Annotated in this window: 22 protein-coding genes, 1 pseudogene and 2 other annotated features; of the genes and pseudogenes, 2 read left to right on the top strand and 21 right to left on the bottom strand. The window is 34.3% G+C overall.

What is annotated here, in order from left to right:
* Nucleotides 1–13: 13 nt before the first annotated feature.
* The 13 genes and pseudogenes from MKY70_RS10215 to MKY70_RS10155 form a co-directional block, all read right to left on the bottom strand.
* Nucleotides 14–166: pseudogene (locus tag MKY70_RS10215) on the bottom strand (MerR family transcriptional regulator); the annotation flags it as partial.
* Between the two features lie 223 nt (nt 167–389).
* On the bottom strand, nt 390–1,046 hold the full coding sequence (locus tag MKY70_RS10210) for a YkyA family protein (RefSeq protein ID WP_088032588.1): 657 nt from the start codon (nt 1,044–1,046) through the stop codon (nt 390–392).
* Between the two features lie 15 nt (nt 1,047–1,061).
* Nucleotides 1,062–1,883, bottom strand: coding sequence for a peptidoglycan-N-acetylglucosamine deacetylase (locus tag MKY70_RS10205; RefSeq protein ID WP_088032587.1), 822 nt, complete (start codon nt 1,881–1,883; stop codon nt 1,062–1,064).
* 97 nt (nt 1,884–1,980) lie between these two features.
* Nucleotides 1,981–3,342: a sensor histidine kinase gene (locus MKY70_RS10200; RefSeq protein WP_088032586.1), complete on the bottom strand. Its 1,362-nt coding sequence runs from the start codon at nt 3,340–3,342 to the stop codon at nt 1,981–1,983.
* Entirely contained in the window at nt 3,339–4,028 is a 690-nt protein-coding gene (locus MKY70_RS10195) for a response regulator transcription factor (protein WP_341024118.1), read from the bottom strand. Before MKY70_RS10195 ends, MKY70_RS10200 begins: the two co-directional genes overlap by 4 nt.
* Before the next feature lie 13 nt (nt 4,029–4,041).
* Entirely contained in the window at nt 4,042–5,289 is a 1,248-nt protein-coding gene (locus MKY70_RS10190; protein ID WP_113734650.1) for a hypothetical protein, read from the bottom strand.
* 162 nt (nt 5,290–5,451) lie between these two features.
* The gene (locus MKY70_RS10185) at nt 5,452–6,453 is read right to left on the bottom strand and encodes an LCP family protein (RefSeq protein ID WP_113734682.1); all 1,002 of its coding nucleotides are present in this window, start codon (nt 6,451–6,453) and stop codon (nt 5,452–5,454) included.
* 358 nt (nt 6,454–6,811) lie between these two features.
* Nucleotides 6,812–9,115: a glycoside hydrolase gene (locus tag MKY70_RS10180; RefSeq protein ID WP_088032582.1), complete on the bottom strand. Its 2,304-nt coding sequence runs from the start codon at nt 9,113–9,115 to the stop codon at nt 6,812–6,814.
* A 221-nt stretch (nt 9,116–9,336) separates the two neighbouring features.
* Nucleotides 9,337–9,549 carry a DUF6366 family protein gene (locus MKY70_RS10175; RefSeq protein ID WP_002031378.1) on the bottom strand — a complete coding sequence of 71 codons (213 nt, stop codon included), beginning with the start codon at nt 9,547–9,549 and terminating at the stop codon, nt 9,337–9,339.
* 92 nt (nt 9,550–9,641) lie between these two features.
* On the bottom strand, nt 9,642–10,535 hold the full coding sequence (gene thrB, locus MKY70_RS10170; RefSeq protein WP_002189304.1) for a homoserine kinase: 894 nt from the start codon (nt 10,533–10,535) through the stop codon (nt 9,642–9,644).
* A complete protein-coding gene (thrC, locus tag MKY70_RS10165) occupies nt 10,532–11,590 on the bottom strand; it encodes a threonine synthase (RefSeq protein WP_002189302.1) in 1,059 nt (352 codons plus the stop codon). The genes thrB and thrC overlap by 4 nt, the downstream gene beginning before the upstream one ends.
* Nucleotides 11,583–12,878, bottom strand: coding sequence for a homoserine dehydrogenase (locus MKY70_RS10160; RefSeq protein ID WP_341024115.1), 1,296 nt, complete (start codon nt 12,876–12,878; stop codon nt 11,583–11,585). The genes thrC and MKY70_RS10160 overlap by 8 nt, the downstream gene beginning before the upstream one ends.
* 307 nt (nt 12,879–13,185) lie before the next feature.
* Nucleotides 13,186–13,417 (bottom strand) — a binding site (T-box leader).
* A gap of 115 nt (nt 13,418–13,532) precedes the next feature.
* Nucleotides 13,533–13,764, bottom strand: a binding site (T-box leader).
* A gap of 236 nt (nt 13,765–14,000) precedes the next feature.
* Complete coding sequence (locus MKY70_RS10155; protein WP_002012360.1) at nt 14,001–14,639, bottom strand: pyridoxamine 5'-phosphate oxidase family protein; 639 nt, start codon at nt 14,637–14,639, stop codon at nt 14,001–14,003.
* A gap of 81 nt (nt 14,640–14,720) precedes the next feature.
* Between MKY70_RS10155 and MKY70_RS10150 the strand changes: the two genes are divergently transcribed.
* Nucleotides 14,721–15,329, top strand: coding sequence for an NUDIX hydrolase (locus tag MKY70_RS10150; RefSeq protein WP_341024114.1), 609 nt, complete (start codon nt 14,721–14,723; stop codon nt 15,327–15,329).
* Nucleotides 15,330–15,373: 44 nt separating this feature from the next.
* Here the strand turns inward: MKY70_RS10150 and MKY70_RS10145 are convergent, their stop codons facing one another.
* The 8 genes from MKY70_RS10145 to MKY70_RS10110 all read right to left on the bottom strand — a co-directional run bounded on the left by MKY70_RS10145 (nt 15,374) and on the right by MKY70_RS10110 (nt 23,047).
* Nucleotides 15,374–15,712: an SdpI family protein gene (locus MKY70_RS10145; RefSeq protein ID WP_002086147.1), complete on the bottom strand. Its 339-nt coding sequence runs from the start codon at nt 15,710–15,712 to the stop codon at nt 15,374–15,376.
* Nucleotides 15,713–15,783: 71 nt separating this feature from the next.
* Complete coding sequence (locus MKY70_RS10140; RefSeq protein WP_088032575.1) at nt 15,784–16,614, bottom strand: peptidoglycan-N-acetylglucosamine deacetylase; 831 nt, start codon at nt 16,612–16,614, stop codon at nt 15,784–15,786.
* A 161-nt stretch (nt 16,615–16,775) separates the two neighbouring features.
* Complete coding sequence (locus MKY70_RS10135; RefSeq protein ID WP_088032573.1) at nt 16,776–17,654, bottom strand: aminoglycoside 6-adenylyltransferase; 879 nt, start codon at nt 17,652–17,654, stop codon at nt 16,776–16,778.
* A 133-nt stretch (nt 17,655–17,787) separates the two neighbouring features.
* On the bottom strand, nt 17,788–18,459 hold the full coding sequence (locus tag MKY70_RS10130; RefSeq protein WP_341024112.1) for an O-methyltransferase: 672 nt from the start codon (nt 18,457–18,459) through the stop codon (nt 17,788–17,790).
* A gap of 148 nt (nt 18,460–18,607) precedes the next feature.
* Nucleotides 18,608–19,327 (bottom strand): 3-ketoacyl-ACP reductase, encoded by a 720-nt coding sequence (locus MKY70_RS10125; protein ID WP_000818985.1) that lies wholly within the window; start codon nt 19,325–19,327, stop codon nt 18,608–18,610.
* Between the two features lie 98 nt (nt 19,328–19,425).
* Nucleotides 19,426–20,526: an envelope stress sensor histidine kinase HitS gene (gene hitS, locus MKY70_RS10120; protein ID WP_340803360.1), complete on the bottom strand. Its 1,101-nt coding sequence runs from the start codon at nt 20,524–20,526 to the stop codon at nt 19,426–19,428.
* A complete protein-coding gene (gene hitR, locus MKY70_RS10115) occupies nt 20,523–21,200 on the bottom strand; it encodes an envelope stress response regulator transcription factor HitR (RefSeq protein WP_002189289.1) in 678 nt (225 codons plus the stop codon). Before hitR ends, hitS begins: the two co-directional genes overlap by 4 nt.
* 86 nt (nt 21,201–21,286) lie before the next feature.
* The gene (locus tag MKY70_RS10110; RefSeq protein WP_341024109.1) at nt 21,287–23,047 is read right to left on the bottom strand and encodes an ABC transporter ATP-binding protein; all 1,761 of its coding nucleotides are present in this window, start codon (nt 23,045–23,047) and stop codon (nt 21,287–21,289) included.
* Between the two features lie 275 nt (nt 23,048–23,322).
* Between MKY70_RS10110 and MKY70_RS10105 the strand changes: the two genes are divergently transcribed.
* Nucleotides 23,323–24,087: an alpha/beta fold hydrolase gene (locus tag MKY70_RS10105; protein WP_341024107.1), complete on the top strand. Its 765-nt coding sequence runs from the start codon at nt 23,323–23,325 to the stop codon at nt 24,085–24,087.
* Nucleotides 24,088–24,252: the final 165 nt, after the last annotated feature.

Below are 24,252 nucleotides of genomic sequence, written 5' to 3'. Positions count from 1 at the left end.
TTTTCTTCTTGAATCCCCATATAGTCTTTATACTGTTTATCTGTATAAAATCTTCTTCCTTTAGGGTTTCGGTAAGCAGTCAATACACCCTCGTTATCCTTCTCTGTAAAGTTCTTACAGACACATTAATTATTTCAGCGAATTCTTTTGATTTATATTGTTTCATAGGTAGAATGTAACATATTTATCTGCATTTGCGCATGTTTTATACAACTGTATTGATCTCCTTACTTCCTAATGTTTCCCTTCGAATATTTCACTATAACTCTTTTATGATATCAATTCCAGTCTTTTCTATTCATTTAACGACAAAAGCCGAAAAAACATTTTTTATTATAATGTTTTTTCGGCTTTTTCTATAGATTTTTTATCGTGATTAAGATGCTTCTTTATTTTTGTTCTTTAATTTTAATTTGTGCATCTTTATAAAATGCTAATTTATTATCATTATACTCTTTTGTATGTTTATTAAATTGTTCTTTCGCCTTTTGCGCTTCCACATTTAACTCATTAACAGTTTTAACGTTTTCACCAATTTCTTTTAACTTCGTTTCTTTTACTTTTAATTTTTCATACAGTTCTTTTTCAGTCGCTAACGCCTTCGTGTAATTCTCATTCATCTTTTGGAAGGCATCATAACGATTTTTATACGATTCTTCTACTACTTTTGCTTGTTTTTGCAATTTCTTATCTTCAAGCTTCTCTATATTGCTTTGAACCGATTTCGTTTCCTTCTGAGCTTTTTCTAACAGTTCTCTCTCGTTTTTCAATACTTTTTCACGCTCATCTACATTTGTAGTAGCTTGCTCAATCTTCTTCGTAACTGCTTCATTATGTTCTTTACCTTCTTGTAAAATTTGAGAATATAGTTCTTGCCCTTGCTTTTCTAATTGCTCTAATTTTTTCGTATCCTCAACTAAAGATTTTTCTTGTGTCGCTGCTGCTTCAAAAGCCGTATGTAAATTTTCTTCTGGCTTTTCACCGAAACAACCTGATAATAATCCTACTGATAATGCTCCAACAACTGCTACTTTTCCATACTTCAACTTCAATTCCTCCAATTACATACGGTTATCATGCCAGAAGTTCACTGGGAAGTGACTCTCTTCATGATATGCTTCAAATTCATAACCTTTTTCTTTTAGACCCTTTAAAATTGCTGGCACAGCAGCAACTGATTGCGGGTGAATGTCATGCATTAAAATGACTTCTTGCGGTTTTGTTGCACCAGCTAATACATTTTGAGCGATTTGCGCTGCTGCTGCATCAACTGGTACTTTATTATATTTCCAGTCTAAAGAATCAATTGTCCAGTCCCACACTTTTAAACCATCCTCAACTACTTTATTTCGGAGACCTTCATTTAAACCAGGCATCGATCCGTATGGAGGACGTGTTAATTTAGGGGCTTTCCCAATAATGTTTGCGATTAAGCCTTGATCTTCTTTCATTTCATTAACATATTCGCCATTTTTATATAACTTCGCAAAATTGTGTGTCATACTATGCATTCCAACATAATGACCCTCTGCATTTTCACGTTTTACTAAATCAGGAAACGCTTTTACATTCGCTCCTATTAAAAAGAATGTCGCCTTCGCATCATGCTGTTTTAACATATTTAATAATTCAGCCGTATATTTCCCTGGCCCATCATCAAATGTAAGATAAGCAACTTTTCTTTCCATTCCGTTAAAACGACTTGGCGCCGTTTTATTCATTTCAACTTTCGATTGTTCACTTGCAAGCTGCACTATATTTTCTTGCTTCGCAACAGCTTTTGCTGGTGAAGTAATAGATTGAAACATGAAATACCCAATAGCTACTATTGCAATCGCTATTAAAACAACTGCAACTCGTTTAATTTTAAAAGCCTTTTCCATTCTATCGAATTCCTCTCCCTATTAATCTCATATATAAATCACCCAATATAATTATACATCTATTTATTTTTATTACACTATATAAACTTTATATAAATTATAGTGGGAGTTTTATCAAAATTGTTGTTCCTACACTTTCTCTACTTGTAATACTAAGCGTACCACCATGAAGCTCCACCATTTTTTTTACAATAGCTAATCCAATGCCTGCGCCTTCAATATGGTTATTAATCTGATAAAATGACTGCTCTATAAATGGTAGATGCTCTTTAGCAATTCCAATACCTTGATCTGTCACCTTAATCACGGCTTGTCCTTCACTTTTGGTCGCTTCAATGTAAACTGTACTTTTTTCATTTGAATATTTAATAGCATTATGAATAATATTTAGAAAAACTTGTTTTAGTCTATTTCGATCTCCTACTAGTTCTACTCGTTCTAAATTAGCAACTAGATGAATCTGTTTCTCTTCTGATTTAGGAGTCAATTGCCAAATCGTCTCTTCTAGTATATCGTACAATTGCACTTTTTGTTTATATAAATTAAAATGATTTGACTGCAATCTTGAAAAATCTAGTAACTCTTCTACTAAATGAATCAATCGGTCTGTTTCACCTGAAATAATTCCCATACCTACCTTTACTTCTTCATCTGTTAAATGATCTACTGTTTTTAACGTCTCACTCCACCCTTTAATTCCTGTTAAAGGTGTTCGTATTTCATGAGAAATAGAGGCAATAAATTCATTTTTCATTTGCTCAGCCTTTTCTATTTTATCGGCCATATAATTTAAACTATGCGCTAACTCACCTAATTCACCAGGATAATCCTCTTTAATTTGCTCCTTTAATGTACCTTCCGCAATTTGCGAAGAAGCATGAATAATAGATTCGATAGGTTTCACAAACGAATTCGCCAATCGTCTACTGATTAAGAATACGATACCTGAAATGACAATTCCAACTGAAATAGTAAACAAAATAATTTCAATAATCTTTGCATTTACATGTGTTAAAACAGTCGTATATTTTAAAACACCGATAGTTTGCCCTTGATGAATAAGTGGACTAAATACTTCTAATTGTTTCACGTTATCTTTCGTAGTAATAACTTGGTGATACATTTCCCCCTCTAGTAAAGAATAAGGAATACTCACTTTACCTTCAACCTTTTGCCCACTTGACGATTGTATAATTGTACCGTGACGATCAATCAATTGTAATTCCGTTCCTTCTAATTGGAAACTCTCAATTATTTCTCCGCTATATTCTTGCAAACGAATAAAATATAGTGAATTGTATTCCGAGAAAAAACGTGTACTGGTCTTTGCATGAGATTCAACATATTGCACAATGCCGTTATAATAATATCGATAAATAGAAACTGAAAATGCTACTTCAAATAATACAAGCATTAGTGTAATGACCGTCATAAAATATAAAGTCACTTTCCGTCTCATCTTATAGTTTCCTTCCACACATATCCTTTTCCCCACACAGTATGGATAAACTCTGGTTCTGACGGATTACATTCTATCTTTTGACGTAATCGTCTCATATTTACATCGACTACTTTCGTCTCGCCTACGTAATTGGTTCCCCAAATCATATTTAGAATTTCATCACGCGAGACTGGCTTTGAAGCCTGATTCATTAAATACTGTAATATCATGTACTCTGTAGGGGTTAAATCAACTAATTGTCCACCTTTATATAATCTTTCTTCTATAATATTTAACGAAAACGGACCAGACGTGATTGTATTCGTTTTTTCTGCATGTACTTCTATTCTTCTTAATAAAGATTGTATACGTGCAGTTAACTCTACTGGACTAAACGGCTTTGCGATATAATCATCTGCACCAATTCCTAACCCTTGTACTTTATCTTCATCTTGTACACGTGCGGTTAACATAAGAATACCCATTTTTTTATTTTCTTCTCGGATAGCTTTACAAACTTGAAAACCATCAATCCCTGGTAACATAACATCAAGTAACGCTACATCAACAATATGTTCACTTAAAATCTGTAACGCTTCTTCTCCATTACTAGCTTCTAATACATAAAATCCAGCACGTTTCAAATTTAAGACAATAAAGCTACGGATTGGTATTTCATCTTCTAAAACTAAAATTGTTGACATAATTCCCACCTCCCTACTCTTGTTGATAATCCGCTAGCGGTTTTATATATGCTTTTACCTTTTCAAATTTTGATTGCTTCGGTACTGCATATACATGAGAAGCCGTTTTAACTGCTGCCTCGTATCCTTTTATTTTGAACCATTCTTTCCGCTTAAAAATATGGACTTCAAGCCATGTTTCATTTGTAGTTGCATCTATAAATTTTTGAACATCCGGTGCTTCTTGCTGAACTGGGACAGTTATTTTTCCAATTAGCGCTTGAGGGATTTTGACAAAATAACCTTTCTCTATATTGACATATCTTTCTTCTATCAGTTTAATTCCCTCTTCACTCCACTGTATATAACGCTCAAACATCGTGCTCTCTCCGTACGATACCTCCTCCCAACCTTTTGGACGCACAGTACGAACAAATTCAATAATGCCGTCTTCATTAACGTCTTTACTTTCCACAACATAATCATTGAATAAATCTTCTTTCCCGTCTATAGGTAGCCCCTCATAATGATCCTTATCAAATTTTGCTACATATGTTATACCTGAATGAGCCCCAACTCCTGCATCAATTACAACTGCCTTTGACTTGTTAGAAATACGTCCCATTTGTATTCGTTGAATACTATTTATATATGGATCAAATGTAACTTCAGACATAGTGTTAAACTGTTCAATGAACTCAACTTTCAATTGCTCATCTTTTTTATAAGTAACAAGGCTTATATCATTAAGGCCATTTTTATTTAAATCCTCTATAAATAACTTCGTATATTGCCGATTATAAATCTCCTTCATATCATCATTTTCTTCCGAAAAGACATACATTACATGTTCTAAAGATTCACGACTTACAGAGATTCCAATTAATAACTCTCGCTTCCCGTTCCCTGTAAAATCACCGACTTTAACGATATCTATATTCTCACCATCAAATGTATGAGTGGACTTTAATTTCCAGCCATTGCTGCTTTCCGCATAAATCGCTAAATATATACTCCGATCTTCATTCGGTACTTTATAAAATACGATCGCTTCTTTCTTATTATCTTGTTTAAAATCCATTGACCAAATCATCTGTTTATCTTTATTAGACATTGGAGTAAGCAACCGATAATTAAGTGGCAAATCTTTATCTATTTGCTCTTTTAATTCATTAATCCACTTTTCATTTGCAGGAGCTCCCATTAAACTTGTTGGAGCTTCAGACATTTTACATCCAGTCAATATAAAAATGATTCCCAAAATGCTTATCCATTTCTGCATATGATATCTTTCCTTACTACAAATTTTAAGTATTTTTTATACTATGTGCCTCTCCAATATTCTCATACATATGAGTATAGTTTTTCTAATATAAAAAATCGTTACAGAAAAGTTACAACTATATTTCCATAAAAAAAGATTGGCAAAGGCCAATCTTTTTTACTATTCATTTCGAGTTGGTTTTGGTGTAACACCTAAATGCTCATTTAACTTAGTCGAAATATCTTTCACATTTTTTTCGTTTGGAATGTAATAATAAATACCACCAATACGTTTATCCGTTCCTTCTATTTGCATCTTTTCCATTTGCAAATCTGATCCTGCCATATTTTTCGTAATAGCAAGCATATCATCAAACGTTAAGTTTGTTTTCATGTTGTTATCCACTGCATCAAGTAAAGAGCCCATTTTACTAATTGATTGAACAGACATTGCTTTTTTCGCAATTGCTTCAATTACAAGTTGTTGCCTTTGACCACGCATTGCGTCACTGTCAATTTTACGCGTTCTAGCAAGTGCAAGGGCTTGTTCACCATTTAAATGTTGGTAACCTTTTTCTAAATGGATCATACCTGCTTGGTCTTTACTATCTTGTTCTGTGAAAGTAACCGGTACATCAATATCAATACCACCAATTGAATCTACAATTTGTACAAATGACTCAAAGTTAAACTTCACATAATAATCAACTGGAACATTTAAAAATCTTTCCACTGTATCTCTTGTACTTTCAACACCGCCAAATACGTGTGCGTGTGTAATTTTATCTAATTTCTTTCTAGATGGAATATAAACGCGTGAATCACGCGGAATACTTACTAATTTAACGGATTTATCATCTTTATTAATTGTCGCTAATAAAAGTGCATCTGTCCGAACTGCTTCGCCGTATTGGCTTTTTCTCATTTCACTTCCGTCTACACCCATGATTAAAATCGAAATATTATCCTTTAAAGGTTCCACTTCTTTGTCCCTTTTTGATGACTTATCAATTTTTGCATATGCATCACTTACAACCGCTTTTGCTTTGTTATATATAAACGATCCATATCCTACTCCTCCAAAAATAAGTAGGAAAAATGGAATTAAAATGAACCATTTTATTGACTTTCGTTTAGAACGTTTTTTATTGCTTCTCGTATTTTGTTCTAATTCAGAGCTCATACCCATTCGCCTCTCTTTCTCTTTCCCTAGTATAATGTAAGTCTATTAATCTTCATATTGAATTTCCTTTCAATTACCTTACATTTTTGTAAGGTTACTTCATGAATCCAACATGTATTCCATTTCACATTATACTCTTGTGCTTATTTTTGGCAAGTCACTATTTATCAACTTAAAAAATCCAACACTTCGGAATATTCGAATTTACATATTTATTATTCTGTTATTTGCAGGTAGTAAGATTTTCACCTCACAATTTAGCAAGAATAAAGAGTCAAGTTTGTGCCGTACCATCTTGATTGGTGATGACTAATAATCAGTGAGGGATAAATCCCCCACTGATTAAAGTTTCACTTTATTATTTCTCATTTGGTGTGTATATCATTTGCTTCCCATTATTATTAATTAAAGCTGACTTTGCTTTTATTTTCGTTTTTTCTATTTCTACATCTTTATTTGAGAAATTCACAATGATTTTAATATCTTTTCCATATGAAGTAGATTGTACTAGCTTATCTTCTGACAAATATGCAAAGTTCGTCATTTCTTCTTTTACTGCCTTTTCATGAACTTCATTCCAAACTTTCAGATGCTGCGTAATTTCTTGTTTATGCTTATTCCACTCTACTTCATCTAAATGGTACAACGGAGGCACATTATACAATAACTCATATAACATTCGGTTTCCTACCTCATCTTTTACTTTCAAACTTCCCCATTCCCAGTGGTGCGTTGTAATAACCGAATCATTGTATACTAGTTTATATAATGGCACCGAATATACTGGATTTAAATATACTTGCTTATATTCTTCTTTTAACGGTACTTGTTTTGCATATTTTTCTGGAACATTTTGATTTGGTGACCAATATCCACCGACATAATACGGGCTTGTTTTATTTTTTCTCATATCTTCATCGTCCCACTTAATAACTGGTGTTTCAATTCCATGAGCAAATGCAATCGTACTACTTGCAAAATCATTTCCGCCCTCAGAGCCAACTACCATACCTTTTTCTTGTGCAATATAATCCATTCGTTTTAATCTTGCTTGTAAATCTTGTTCTTGTGTCGTTAAATGTTTTGTTGAATAATCATCATAAATTTCGCCCGTCGCGTCACAATCAATAAACCATGAATTATATTTAGGGCCATTTTGTAATATATCGTTCATTCGTTCTTTTACACTAGGAAGTGATAATGTCGGATTTAATTTTCGGCCTCTCCCTAAAAACCCTTGCACTTTCTCACCATTTTTCTTCGTTACAGTGGCTTCTTCATATAACGATGGGTCATTAAAAGAAGCTGTGTTCCAATTTTTATCACCTTTTTCGTGAATAGAATGGTAAGAATCATACGGACCAACTAAATATCCTATTTTCTTAGCTTCTGTCACGAAATTAGGCTGCATAAATCCTTGTTCCCAGTTCGGTAGACCAATCCACGCTTTGTCTATCCCTACTTTTTTCATTTCCTTTATTATATCCGTTCCATCTGCTTTACCCCATTTACTTACTTCTTCAACTGCATCACCGAGTACTGACTTTAATAAATGTTTATTTAAGCTATACAGCTCTGTCTTCGATAAGTGATCTACACCTTTCTTTAATAACACACTAGCTTCCTGATTAACTTTCGGGAAAATATCCTCTTTATACAATTCCTTCATAGATAATACTTCGTTTGTATAGCGTAAAATAACATTTTTTTGGTACTTATCAATGAAATCTTGTTTACTTACTTGCTCAAACACACTCAGTTCTCCAGGCTCCGAACTATTCTTTTGAATAAGCCCTTTTATATGACTAAACACCGGGCTATTTATTTGCTCTCTTAGCTTCGGCCAATTCACGTTACTTTCTGATAAACCATTTTGATTCCAAAAGTAAAAATGAGCTGCCCCGTAAAGTTTTTCGATTTCTTTATTTTTTCTTGCCTTTTCTTGTAATGTTTTAAATTCACCTTTTTGAGCAATATTATCCTTATACAGTTTAGCGATACTTACTGCATCATTATTTGTCACATATAATTGAAATCCATATGTTTTATTTTTATTTATACTCGGGAATTCATGTGTAAAATCAAACCCTATTTTCGGATCTGAATGAAATTTCAATTCATTATTAAACATATTGTTCGCAATATATACGATCGAATATTTAGAACCATTTAATGCAAAAAACTTCATAGAAAATGATTCAGCAAATGAATATGCATCATCCTTTAAAAACTTCTTCCAATTCTCATCATTACTCGGAATTTGCTTACCTTCCCATAACGGAAGTGTATAATTTTCAGCTTGCACTTTTGGCCATGTAAAACTTTCTGCACCAGTCGATTCCACTTCAATATTTAAGTGGTCTTTTTTCTTTTCTAAATTTACTTTTACTTTTTGATCCGGATATTCCCATGATGTATGATCCTTGTCTTTTTTCAAATTAGATACCTTCATTTTTGGTAACGGTTGTGATGCCTGTTCTTTTACACCATCATGTTCTACAGTTAACGTAAAAGTCTCAGGATTTACATCGTAAGTAAAATCTTTATACGTCGCTTTCTTTATTTTAGACTCTTGTAAAGCATCATTACCTTTTACATCACACCCGACTAAAGTCGAAAGTGACAATGTTGTAAGAAGACATATCGCTATCATTTTTTTCATCTTCTGCACCTCCACCAATGAATATACAGGAGGTTTGTTACAGGAATATGGCAAAAAAATAATAGAGCTAGCATAATGCTAGCTCTATTATGAGCAAAAAAAATTTACGTATTACTGTAATCTGTTTAAAGAAAATATGTAATACAGTGGGACTTTAATCCTTGTTTTTTTATTCTCACTAATAATTAGATCAAGCAAATCTAAATTCCATCAAGCTTTCCTTAACTGAAAAAGTAACTATATATAATATATCCTAAAACTAGCACTAAAATTAATATCCCTGTACCTTTCCAATTCATACCACCTGTCATATCAGCGGGGCTACCTGATTCCGCCCTGTTGAGTCCATCATTCAAAGAACCGGTAGGATTATTTTTCAATTCACTTTGTCTCATGCGTTCTCTTTTTTCTTCTGGTGACTCTTTTGAACTCATATAATCACCTCTAAAATTAATGTTCATTCCGAAAAATCCCCTTTAAAATAGATTCTCCATAACTTAAAGAAAGCTAGCGATGCTAGCTTTCTTTATAATCCAATATGTTCTTCCTTATTTACAGTAATCCCTTTATGATCAATTTCAAGCTCACATACTTTCATAGCTGCAAATACTCTCGCTAATTGGTCAGCTATTTCTTTACGCTTCTCGTACGGAGTTAAAATAAAAATGGATGGTCCCGCACCACTAAGCGCTGTGCCATATGCTCCGAATTCTTTTGCACATTTACGAATTGATGGTAATAACGGTACAAGTTCTAAACGATATGGCTCGTGGAAATGATCTCTTTCCATCATTTCACCTACAACTTCCCACTTCTTTTGACATAACGCAGCTACTAATACGTTACTTATCGCACTAGCCTTAACCGCTTCATGAAACGGAAACATCTCTGGTAATACAGATCGACTTTCATCCGTATTTAGCTCTTCATTCGGAATAAGAGAAATTACGCCTAATTCCTTACTTTCAATCCTTACAACCGAAACATTTTTTCCATCAAGTGCTCCGATTACAGTTCCACCTAAAATAGAAGCAGCGACATTATCTGGATGTCCTTCAAAGTTTGTAGCAATTTGAACCTTTTGATCAGTTGTTAAATATAAATTTCCAAGTTGATTCGCAAGCTCTATTCCTGCTACAATCGCTGATGCGCTACTTCCTAGCCCTCTTGTCAGCGGAATATTACTAGTAACTTCTATTATATGGGGTGATAAAGAAGGACATACTTTACATGCCGTGCTAACAATTAAATTTTTATCGTCTTTTGGAATTGAATCGTCAAAAGAATGTATCACTTGCCACTTATCAGCTTCTTCCTTTACACTTACTTCTAAATATAATGACAAAGCTATTCCAACAGAATCAAATCCTGGTCCAACATTCGCTGTACTAGCAGGAACACGAACTCTTAATGGTATCACGACATAATCACCCCTTTAATATGATCTTTAATTTGTTCTATATCATTTGACACACTTGCAATATCAAATTTATTAGAAGAAATTGCGATATCAGGATCTTTTAAACCATTTCCAGTTAAAACTGCAACAACTGTTTCGCCTTTTTTGATTTTTCCAGATTGAACATGTTTAATTACACCCGCTAATGAAGCATTTGATCCTGGCTCTGCGAAAACTCCTTCAGTTTTTGCTAACAATCTATACGCATGTAAAATCTCCTCATCTGACACCATATCTATTTCACCATTAGACTGTTCGGCAGCCTCTACTGCATACGACCAACTTGCCGGATTACCGATGCGAATCGCTGTTGCAATCGTTTCAGGTGCCTCAATGACATGTCCTTTTACAATTGCCGCCGCTCCTTCCGCTTCAAAGCCGTGAATTCTGGGCTTCTTATAGCCTTTTTCTTTCTCGTATTCACAGAACCCTTTCCAATATGCTGTAATATTCCCAGCATTTCCAACAGGGATAGCTAGAACATCTGGTGCGTTTTGCAACTGGTCACAAATTTCAAATGCCGCTGTTTTTTGCCCTTCAATTCGGTAAGGATTTACTGAGTTTACTAATGTAATCGGCTCTTCTGCAGCAATATTTCTTACAGCCTTAAGTGCATCATCGAAATTCCCTTCTATTGAAATGATCTCCGCTCCATAAGCAACTGCTTGCGCTAATTTCCCATGCGCAATCTTTCCTTCTGGTATTACGATAATACATTTCATTCCGAGGCGTGCCGCATATGCGGCAGCTGATGCCGATGTATTACCTGTAGATGCACAAATAATTGCCTCTGCCCCTTCTTCTTTCGCCTTTGCAACTGCCATTACCATGCCACGGTCTTTAAAAGAACCTGTTGGATTCGCTCCTTCATATTTCCCGTATAACTGAATTCCTAATTGCTTTGATATATTTAATAATGGAATCAGAGGTGTATTCCCTTCCATTAAGCTGACATCAGGTGTGTTTTCATTCACTGGTAAATAAGAAGCATACTGTTTTAATAGTCCTTTATACATATTGTTTTTCCTCCTCAATAATGTAGTAACTGTTTATTTCACTTGCGACATCTTCTATCGCCCCTAAAACTTGTTCGAATTGATATTTTGAAGTTCGATGCGTCACAACAACGACTTCTGCAAGTTCGCGATTTAAAGGTAATTGAATAACTTCTTTTAAACTTACAGAATAATTAACGAAACATTCCGTTACTTCTCGCAACATCCCTGGCTCATCTCGTAATGAAATACGTAAGAAATATTTCGAAACTACTTCTTCATCTCCTTGTAATTCGTAAGGCTCTGGTTCTTTTAACGCACTTTTATTTTTCGGAACTTGATTCATATTTTTAACGATTGAAATAATATCACTTACTACAGCAGAACCAGTTGGTAACTTCCCAGCTCCAGGTCCGTAAAACATCACTTCCCCTACTGCTTGACCGTGAACATACACCGCATTGAATTCATTATTTACATTCGATAACGGATGATGCCTTGGTAATAAAGTCGGTTCTACACTTAAATGAATGGCTGATCCTTGTTTCTCTGCTTTACCAATTAATTTCATTGTAAATCCTAATTTTTCGGCCATCTCTAAATCTTCTTTTTCAACCTTTCGAATACCTCTAACTTGAACATCATCTAAAGAAACATTCATCGAAAAACCTAAGTTTGCAAGAATTGCTACCTTTCTCGCAGCGTCTAGTCCATCTACATCCGCTGTCGGATCTGATTCTGCAAACCCTAATTTTTGCGCTTCCTGTAAAGCCTCTTCATACGACCATCCATTTTGACTCATCTTTGTTAACATATAATTTGTTGTTCCATTTACGATTCCCATTATTTTTTCAATTCGATCTGAAGCTAGCCCGTCTGATAATCCTCTTAATATTGGAATCCCACCGGCTACACTCGCTTCGTAACATAGGTCACATTCATTTTTATTTGCCAGTTGCAAAAGCTCCGCACCGTATACGGCCATTAAATCTTTATTTGCTGTTACAACATGTTTTTTATTTTGTAAAGCCGTAACAATATGCTGTTTTGCTTCTTCAATTCCGCCCATTACCTCTACTACAATATCAATATTTGAATCATTTAGAACTTCATCTACATTACTTGTTACTACGATTCCATCAATGCAAACATCACGTTCCTTTTCCAAATCACGTACAACGACTGTCTTTACCTTTACTTCATATCCTGTATCAAGAGCGATCTTTCGATAATGTTCTTTCAAAATATGGACAACACCACTTCCGACAGTACCTAATCCTAATACCCCAACATTAATAACGTTATTCATTTTCTAATCTCCTCCTAAATAGTTTAATTGTTACACCTGTGAATCACCTTACTCTGCTTTTTAATCATGCAGGTGGTGGTTATTTCCGTACGTACTAATCGTTTCATGTTACCGCACCTCCTTTCAAAGTAATAAAGTGAAACTTTAATCAGTGGGGATTTTGTCCATTCCTCACTGATTATTAGTTGAACCAATCGGGCTTTTACGGACAGTTGATCTCCCGTCTTACTCCCTCGCATCCGCCAAATTTTGAGATGGGAATCTTACTGACCGTTAATGCGGGATAAAAAAACACACTCATCCCTAGGAAAGGGACGAATGTGTTTTCGTGGTTCCACCCTTGTTCCAACCTAGACTTACTTTCTTCTAGATTGCTCAAGTTCAGATAACGGCTGATACCGTCAATAATTACTAGATTACTCGTTCACTATTGAAGTTCAAAGGTGGTAAGATCATTTCTCGTGTTAGGAAGCTCACAGCCTTGGCCTCCCTCTCTGTAAACCGTAAAAATGTTCTCATGTCCTTATCGTTACTTTTTCGCTCATGTTTATTTGTTAACTCATTATACTCGCATAAAAAACAAAATCAATGCTATTTTTTTAATTATTTTAAATTTTCAATCTTAAAAACTATAAAAAACACACTCATCCCTAGGAAAGGGACGAATGTGTTTTCGTGGTTCCACCCTTGTTCCAACCTAGACTTACTTTCCTCTAGATTGCTCAAGTTCAGATAACGGCTGATACCGTCAATAATTACTAGATTACTCGTTCACTATTGAAGTTCAAAGGTGGTAAGATCATTTCTCGTGTTAGGAAGCTCACAGCCTTGTCTTCCCTCTCTGTAAACCGTAAAAATCATCTCATGTCCTTATCGTTACTTTTTCGTTCATGTCTATTTGTTAACTCATTATAGTTATCAACTTTTTAAAAAGCAAGCCTATTTTTCTTCACAATTTTTAAGAATATGAATAATTATATTTTAAAATAATAAATTATCTAATACAGATGTATTCTCTTGCACATATATTCATCACATACAAATTAACAATATTCATAGTTAAAGTCTCACTCTAAAACGTTTAGAGTTTCATACTTCAACACTATATTTAAAAAATAATTTTTAATATAATCTTTCCCTATAACTTTCTTCTAAAGAACGTGCAACTTCCTCTTCTGAAGCATTCACTTTCGCATGCTCCATTAACATTTTCGGTGCTGAAGGTAGCTCTGTTTTATTTAACCATGACTCTGGATCCCACATTTTTGAACGAATAAAAGCTTTTGCACAATGAATATAGCATTCTTCTATTTCAACAACAATTCCAAGTAACGGATTGCGTCCATTCGCCTGCATTTCTTTCAAAATTTCTTCATCGTTCGTAATATATGCTTTACCGTTTATTCGGAGTGTTTCCCCAAGACCCGGAATAAAAAAGATTAACCCTACGTGCGAATTTGAAATTATATTTAAAATAGAGTCTATACGACGATTACCCGGTCTTTCTGGGATGATAATTTTATTTTCATTTAATACATATACAAATCCAGGTGCGTCTCCCCTCGGCGAAGCATCACACTCTCCGAATTTATTTGCAGTAGATAATACTAGAAAAGGCGATTTAGACAGGAAATCTACACAATGGTGATCAAGTGATGAAATAACTTTTTTCAAAGCCCGTTCACTTGGTTGCCCCAATATTTGTCGTAATTCTTCCTCAGTTGAAATTATTGATTTTATTTCCTTATTCTCTATCTTCACTAATAATCACTCCTTTTTCTTTATTTTCCCAAAATTCGATACAAATATTGTATAATAAAATTTGCAGAAAGGGGAATTAAAATGACAGAGTGGTTAACAATATTTGATCCTGAAAGAAATACACTTGGAAAGAAATTACGTGATGACGTGCATCGTGACGGTGATTGGCACGAAACATTTCATTGCTGGTTTGTAGAAAAAGATGCTGAGGATATGTTCTTATATTTCCAATTACGCTCTAATAATAAAAAAGAAGCTCCGGGTATATGGGATATTACATCCGCCGGACATATTATGCATGATGAAGATGTACTAATTGGCGGTCTACGTGAAATTGAGGAAGAACTGGGTCTTTCCTTCCAAACGAATGATTTAACATACAAAGGAATCTATAAAATAGATTATGAAATTTCAAGCCTTACTGATCGTGAGTTTTGTCATATGTATTTCCACAATGTAATAAAACCACTTCCATTTGCACCAGGTGAAGAAGTAGACGATGTGATGAAAGTACATGCGACTTCTTTTCTAGAACTATTAAGAAGAGAGATTTCATCTTTAACGACTAATTCTGTTTTAAACAATAATCCGATAACGATAACATTTGAAGATATTTATCCTTATGATCTTGAATACTATGAATTTGTTGTAGTGCAAGGACAAGAATCGCTAAACAAAAATAGTTTATAAAAAAATAGGACTCCCAGCTTACTTTATTCGGGAGTCTTATTTTTTTATTGCTCAAGTATCTTTAATTTTTTCTCTACTCGTATAAATAATCGTATAATTAATAACAGCATAACAATCATAATCGCAATCATTGTATGTGGATATCTAAACAGTATACTAATCACACTTCCAATTAATATCATGATGAATCCATTTTGTTTCATCACTTCTGCACTATACTTGTTACCTGCATCCCATAATTTCTTATTTTTCATAGATCGTTTCGTACGGTAACCATATGCTGCGTTAATATCCGTCGGTGGATTTTTTTGAAGAATAAGTGCCGCAAGTATAAATATAATACCAATCAATATGCTCATTCCTACGTTTACTAGTGCATCCATCAATTATATCCCCCCCTAACTTACACCTTCATTATACTATACAACTCTTAAAATTCCAATTATTAACATTTTTATTTTCTCTCTTTAGATGTCTGGAACATACTTGGAAGTGTTACAAAACGTGCCCCTTTCGTTTTTAACTGCGGAATGATTTTGTCTAGTGCATCGACAGATTCTTGCAAATGTCCACCTGGAGTCGAATGTTGAAGTATGACACTTCCTGGAAATGAATTCCCTAGCACATTATTTGTAATCGTATCAGCACTTACCCCTTTCCAATCAACTGTATCAACACTCCACTGTACAATCATAAAATTTTGCTCTGTCGCCCACTTCAATTGATTTTCAAGTATTTCACCGTATGGTGGACGTATAAACTTCGGTGCATAACCAGCTAAATGATTTAATATTTCTTCCGTTTTTATAATTTGATTACGGTATTCAGCCTCATTTACTTTCGCTAAATTCGGATGACTATACGTATGGTTACCAATTACATGCCCTTCATTCGCGATACGCTTTACTACATTCGGAAACTTTTCTGCATTTTCACCAAGTAAGAAAAAAGTAGCTTTTACATTATATTGTTTTAACTTATCTAAAATTTTTGGCGTAAATACTAAATCTGGTCCATCATCAAATGTAAGAGCTACTTCCGCTTTATTGTATGGTCCTGAAAATGCATACGCATATTTTTCAACCCATGAAAAAGGTGTCCATGACCCCCGATTCTCTTCCTTCACTTTGACTTGATCATTTTGCGGAACATTTAATACATACGGCACTGCGTCTATATAGTTTCCATAATAAAATGAATGATATGGCATATAAGCATACGAAACATTTCGTTCTAGTCCCCAATGAAATGGAACGAACATTTCTGGTGCGTAAAAATAATACATGATAAAAAACCTCCCTAAAATTTCATATGTGATTCATCTGTACTTTGTTAGAGAAATTCTTATTCATGAACAAAAATAAGACTGTCCGTAATTAGGACAGTCTTACTGCTTTATACAATTAATAAAGTGAAACTTTAATCAGTGGGGGTTTTACTGCCCGTTTATGCGGGATAAATCGATGTACTATCTTTCGGCAAAACTTTCACATGTTTTAAATAGCTTGTCACTTTGTCATCATCATCTTGCGGGTATTGATATCCATATGTGTTAGCAATTTCGTTCGCAACTTCCCTAAATAAATCACCCATTACAAAGAATGACTCCCATATATTTTCATATTCTGCATTTGAAAATGTCTTTCTAAATTGCTCCCACGTATCTTTTTCAAAATATTGCTCGAAATGCTTACCAAACTTTCCGGTATTCACTGTAAAATTTGTTTTCATGCCAATATGCCATTCTATCATTACGATTAACATATCTCGCATTGGGCCTTCAAGCATTCCTTTCGCATAAGAAAGTTCCTCGCGCCACAATCCTTTTCCTACATTTGTACTGCACCACCAAAATTCATTACAGCAATCCAAAAACTCTTTTTCTGTAGGATTTTTTATAACGTAATCTTTATCACTTGCTGGCGGAAATTCTCCAATACAATTGTCTTTATCCAGTAGTAATTTACTTAAACTATCCTGTCCAATAAATTTATTTATTAAATCAACTGGAACTAGCATTAAATCAATTCGATTCCCATCCATGAACTGCATTAAATACGGAAATTTCCCGTCTTTATCAGCTGGAAGTAACGACATTTCTTCCGGCATTTGCACAATCATTATTTCTCCAAATCTATTAATCCAACTATGATTACACGTAAAAGATTGTATATCTTTTACAACATAAATAATATCATAGTCTTGAAAACAATCTTTTTTCACATTTGGATTCACACGTGACCCATTCATGATGACAGCTCGAATTCTTTCATCCTCTTTTGCTGTATTTATAATTAAGTCTAACATTTCTTTTTCAGTTCTCATCTTCTTATAGCCTCCAATTTTTTAATATATAATATAAAGCTATGTAAATTGGAGGTCCACGAGCTAAATTCGTTGTACAAGATACACGTTATAATTTTTGAAACTTCTTTTTCATCCCTTTTTCCTCCTTACATTACTCTGTTACGACTGCCATTACAAACCCATCGTACCCTTTACTTCCTACAGTTTGAAGCGCAGTAGCACTTACACGTGGCTCAGTAGCTATTAATTCATAGAATCGGCGTATCCCTTGCACACGAGGGTCGCTGCTAGTATTGTCAATAACTTCTCCTTCACGTACTACATTATCCCCAATAATTACAGTACCCGGTCGTGATAGTTTCAGTGCCCATTCAAAATAAGCAGGGTTATTTTGTTTATCAGCATCTATGAAAATAAAATCAAATGGTTCATACTTCTCATTTTCTATTTGTCTTAAAGAATCTAACGCTAATCCTAATCGTATTTCAATTTTATCATTCAAATTGGCACGCTCAATATTGCTACGTGCAATTTCAGCATGCTTTTCACTTGCTTCTAATGTAACAATTCGCCCTCCAGATGGCAATGCTCTTGCAAGCCATATAGTGCTATATCCGCCTAGAGTGCCAATCTCTAAAATGTTACGCGCTCCTTGAATTTGTACTAATAGTTGTAAAAACTTCCCTTGAGTTGGCGATACATCATGTGCCGGCAAATTAGCTGAAGCATTTGCTTGAAGAACTTCTTCTAATGTAGAGTCTTTCGGTATTAATACATCACTCATATATTGATCAACAGCCGTCCATTTCTCAATCGTACTCATGGAAATACCATCCCCTTCAAGTTTTTCATGCTTTTCTACCATTCACTTCACATTATACCGACAATTCTGCTTTACATACAAAAAAATAAAAAGGGACACCCATTCCATTACAGAATAGATGTCCCTTCTTTGTTTATAAATTTATCCCTTACGGATTAGTAGACCAAAGTCCTGCTGATTTAATAAATGTACGTTTATTTAATTTCAGCTGCGCTACGATAAACTCTGCAATATCTTCTGCTTGCATTACTTTATCAGGATTTCCATCAGTTAATCCTAAATCTACAGCCATGTCAGTTGCTACTGTACTTGGTGTTAAAGCTGTTACACGAATGTTATGTTTACGAACTTCCATCGCTAACGATTCTGTTAAGCCAAGAACACCAAATTTAGAAGCACTATATGCACTTGTTACTGGTGCACCTTTTTGTCCTGCTGTAGATGAAATATTAATAATATCACCAGATTGTTGTTCAATCATACTTGGTAAAGCTGCACGAGTTGCATAGTATACACCCATTAAGTTTACTTGAATGATTTTTTCCCAATCAGCAACGTCTAATTCTAAAAACTTACCGAATTTAGAAATACCCGCGTTATTAATTAAAATATCGATAGATCCTAAACCATTTTTTAATGTTTCAATTGCAGTAGTTACCTCTTCATATGAAGATACGTCAGCAGTCGCAATAACAGCTTTTACGCCTTCTGCTTCTACTTCTTTCGCAACTGCTTTTAAGTTTTCTTCTGAACGAGCTAAAAGACCAACATTTACGCCTTCTTTCGCTAATGCGATCGCTACAGCGCGACCAATCCCTCTACCTGCTCCTGTAATTAAAGCATTTTTTCCTTGTAATAATTCTGCCAAGTGTAACACTCCTTAATCTTCTCAGTTGTTTATTATATTAAAAGTGTATCTATGTTTATGTAAAAAGGCAATGATGCACTTTTATGTGCGTAGGTTACTTATAGGTAACTATAGTAATGGTAAATGCATTTTTCTTCATGATTTGGAATACGCACAATAAATTCTGTACCATTTCCCTCTACACTCTCAACTTTTATTTTTCCTTGATGAAGGTCGAGTACTTTTTTTACAATTGCTAGACCTAATCCACTTCCTCCATAAGCACGGTTTCGTGAAGAATCCGCTTTATAAAAACGTTCAAAAATATGTTGTTTCTGTTCTTCGGATATACCAATTCCCGTATCATGAATACTTACTTCCAGGAATTCCTTATGTTCTTTTAAATGAATTGTAATCGTGCCACCATTTGGTGTGAATTTAATACTGTTATGAATTAAATTAATCCATACTTGGCTCATACTTTCTTTGTCTGCAGTAACACACACTTTATCCATATCAAGATCTAGCTCAAGTCCTTTTTCATCCCAAAGAGGCTCACTATTTAACACAATTTGTTTCAACTGTTGATCTAATCGATAAGTAGCTCTTTCTGGTGAATACTCCTCTGACTCTAAAAGTGTTAGCTTCAATAAATTTTGACTCAATTTAGATAATCGCGTTGTTTCAGTTTCAATAATAGTAAGATAATGTTTTCTTTTTTCAACTGGTAGATTATCATCTTGTAGCGCTCGAGCAAATCCCTTAATAGATGTTAATGGCGACTGTATTTCATGAGAAACATTCGATACAAATTCTTGTCTCATTTTCTCCATTGCATTAAGTTCATCCGTCATATCGTTAATACTTTTTACAAGCACACCAATTTCGCCATCATACTTTTCTTCATTCCGTATTTTTACAGAGAAGTCCCCTTTTGCAATTTTTTGTATCGGTTCAATGATCGTCCAAATCATCGCCTCTCGCTTCGGTCTCATTAAAATTCCGATTAATGTCCAAATAAGAACGATAAAAACAAAGCCGACCATATCACTAATTAGAAAAGTAATAAAAGGCGATACGTTTATTTCAAAAGCTTTCATTACACTAGACGATACAAAAAAGGCTATTGACCAAATTATAGTAAGAAAAGTAAAGAGCGCTACTATCGCCCCCATTACTTTTAACATCTTCATCTTACTCATTCTTTCTCTTTTTCTCATTTACTTACCTCTAAGCGATACCCTAAGCCCCTTATCGTCCTTATACTAAACTTCGATAACTCTTCTTGAAACTTTTCACGCAACCGATTAATATGAACGTCTAGCGTGCGTTCATTCCCTTCAAAATCATATCCCCATACGTCTTCTATTAATTGCTCTCTTGAACAAGTTCTCCCCGCTTTAGATCCTAATGTAAAGAGCAACTCAAATTCTTTTAGCGGCAGCGTCACCGTTTGTTCTCCAACGTTAACTTCAAATGTTTTACGATTTAACAGTACATTCCCAACTTGAATAGATTGCGATACTGTAATTTGGTAACGTTTCAATAATGCCTTCACTCTCACAACTAATTCTAAAGGATCAAATGGTTTTACAAGATAATCATCTGTTCCGAGGTGAAATCCTTTTACTTTTTGAGATGTTTCACCTTTAGCAGTCAGCATAAGAATTGGGATATCATAGTATTTTCTTAATTCATAACATAAATCAAACCCATCCATATTTGGCATCATAATATCAATAATCGACATATCAACTTTCACTTCTTCTATTTTTCGAAGAGCATCTAATCCATCAACGGCCTCATATGTTTGAAAACCTTCTCGTTCCAAAAATACAGAAACAAGTTCTCTAATGTGCGGATCATCATCTACAATTAAAATTTTGGGTATCAAGGAATCATATCCTTTCTGCTTAACATACTTTTTAGCACTCTAAAATCAACAATCAGTGAAGTGCCCCTTCACTGATTGTTTTCATTCTATAATGCTCCTTCTTTAATTTTCAATTGTTGCATTGCAAATTCACGGTACATGTCATGTGTCCGTAATAACTCATCATGTGAGCCACTTCCTGTAAGATTCCCTTTTTCAATAAAGATAATTTTATCTGCATCTACAACAGTAGAAAGTCTATGCGCAATAACTAAAGTTGTTCTACCTTTCATTAAGTTATTTAACGCCTTCTGAACAACCGATTCCGATTTACTATCAAGACTTGACGTCGCTTCATCTAACATAAGGATTTGCGGGTTTCGTAGTAACGCTCGAGCAATCGCAATTCGTTGTCTTTGCCCTCCAGAAAGCTTCACACCACGCTCTCCAACTTCTGTTGCGTATCCACTTGGTAAATCATGAATAAACGCATCAACATACGCCATCGCTGCTACTTTTTCAATTTCTTCATCCGTCACTTCACCCTCAACACCGTAGCAAATATTATCACGAATCGTTCCATCAATTAACGGACTATCTTGTGAAACGTAACCAATTTGACGTCGCCATGATTGTAATGAATATGCTGTAATTGGTTCTTTCCCTAATTTTATGAAACCACTAGTCGGCTCATAAAAACGTTCTAACAGCGAGAATAAAGTTGTTTTTCCACTACCACTTGGTCCTACAATCGCTGTTACTTTTCCAGATTCAATCGTGAAGTCGATATTTTTCAACACTTTCTCTTCTTCGTTATACTCAAAATGTACATTTTCAATAACGATCGACTGCTTCGCATTTGTAACATTCATACCTGTCTCATGATCTTCTACTTCATATTCTAAAATCGTATTAATTCTTTCGGTTGCACCAATTGCTTTTTGGAACTGAGTAAAGAACATTGATAACTGACTCATTGGCATAATAATTTGAACCAAATACAAAATAAATGCTACAAGTTCACCTGTTGTTAATGCACCACTAGAAACTCGCATTCCACCATACCCTACGATAATAACAAGCAATGCCATTAAAACAAACGACATAACAGGTGAAATTAATGCTTGCACTTTTCCTTCTTTCAAACCAAATTGCAATAATTTTTGGATACCTGTATTACCTGTTTCATATTCTTTTTTTTCCGTATTTGAAGATTTTACTAAACGAATTTCTGATAGTACTTGTGTTAATACACTAGTAAAAGAAGCCGTTTCATCTTGAAGTGCTTTTGAAATCTTATACATTTTCCGTCCAAGTGGAACTAAAATTAGTACCGATAATGGAATAACCGTTAAAAGTAAAATTGTCATTTTCCAGTCTAAAACAAATAATACAATTAATGACCCAATAATTGAGATACCGCCTGTTAATAAGTTTGACAAATGCTCAGAAATTAATGTTTTAACAACACCTGTATCATTTGTCATACGACTAATTGTATCTCCCGTTCTGTTTTGATCATAATAAGACACTGGTAAAATAAGTACCTTTTTCCACAATCGTTCCCTAAGTCCAGCCACAATTTTTTGTCCAATATAATTCAGTAAATAAATAGACAATCCCGCAGCAATTGTTTGAATAATAAAGAATGCAATTAATCCAACAATTTGTCCCATACTAATTGAAGAAAGTGAAAAATTATCAACTAAACCTTTTGTCAGCATTGGAATAAACAAACTCGCTCCAGTAGAAAGTAAGCTCATTATTAATGCAAAAATAAGAATGCCTTTCGGTGGATTTGTATCTTGAATGAGACGTAAAAACTGCCTCCAATTCCCTTTTTTCTTTTCTGTATTCCTAACTTCCATTGTCGTTCATCTCCTCGTTATAAACAAAACTATTCTTTCTAAAACTAGAATACGCTATAAATGTAAACTGAATGTAAACACACTTTTTTCTAATTTTACAAAATATACATATAAACTCATCTTTACAACAAGTATAAATATCTGATATTATTACCTGGTACTTATTATTATTCTATGTAAATTATAGACTACGCATAGAAAATATATAACTAATTTTATCAATTAGCTAATTTAAAACACTATATAAATCTCCAGCATTGAAAGGAGTATCCTTTTTGCAAACAAATACACATTCCGAAAAGGAAACAATCATTTTTATTCATGGATTAGTTGGAAATCGCCGCGCCTTCAAAAAAGAGCATAAACGATTTTCTGCCTCCTACAACATTATAACTTATGATTTATTAGGTCACGGCGACGATAAAGGAGAAGCTATCGACTTTTCAATACAGCGCCTCGTAGATCAATTATTGAACTTGTATGAAAAAGAGGGAATTAAAAAGGCTCATATTTGTGCTCTAAGCTATGGCTGTTATATCTCTACGACATTTGCACAAATGCATCCAGGAAAAGTATTGAGTATTTGTCATATTGGTGGACATTATAATAACCCTTCCCGTTTATATAATGTTTTTCAGAAATTTTGGGAAAAACGTGGTGATGAATATTCATCTTGGCTTTCTCAGTATGCTAGTACTATTTTTCCAAGTGGAATACTAAGGGCAAATCCGTTCGCTGTTATTTCACGAAATATTTATTACCGTTTCGGATTACAATTACACTCGTCCATTATTGCTGAGTCATTACGACACCGCTTAGAATTCGACTTAAAATCTAAATTAAAAGCACTTCCCCATCCTATATTATGGGTGATGGGAGAACATGATCATCTCTATAAATCTTGTCTCTTTGATTTGAAGTCCATTCTTCCGAACGTTTTATATAAAGAAATTCCATTAGCAGGTCATGCAGCAAACTTATTCCGTCCAAACTATTTTCATGATTTATATGCTAAGTTTTTGCATGGAAAATTGACATAAAGTGAAACTTTAATCAGCGGGGATTTGTCCATCCCCGCTGATTATTATCCCGCAAATAGCAGGATAAATACTACTATACTGTTAGTTTATCCAACTATGAAAAAGGCTTCCCAAGTTTCCCTGGAAAGCCTTTTCTCTATACGAAAAGTATATAAAATACTTTTT

This window comes from Bacillus sp. FSL R9-9492, assembly GCF_038007365.1.
GTDB classification, from domain to species: Bacteria; Bacillota; Bacilli; order Bacillales; family Bacillaceae_G; genus Bacillus_A; species Bacillus_A mycoides.
Note: the sequence above shows the minus strand (reverse complement) of the source record. Positions and strands in the feature narration are given on the sequence as shown.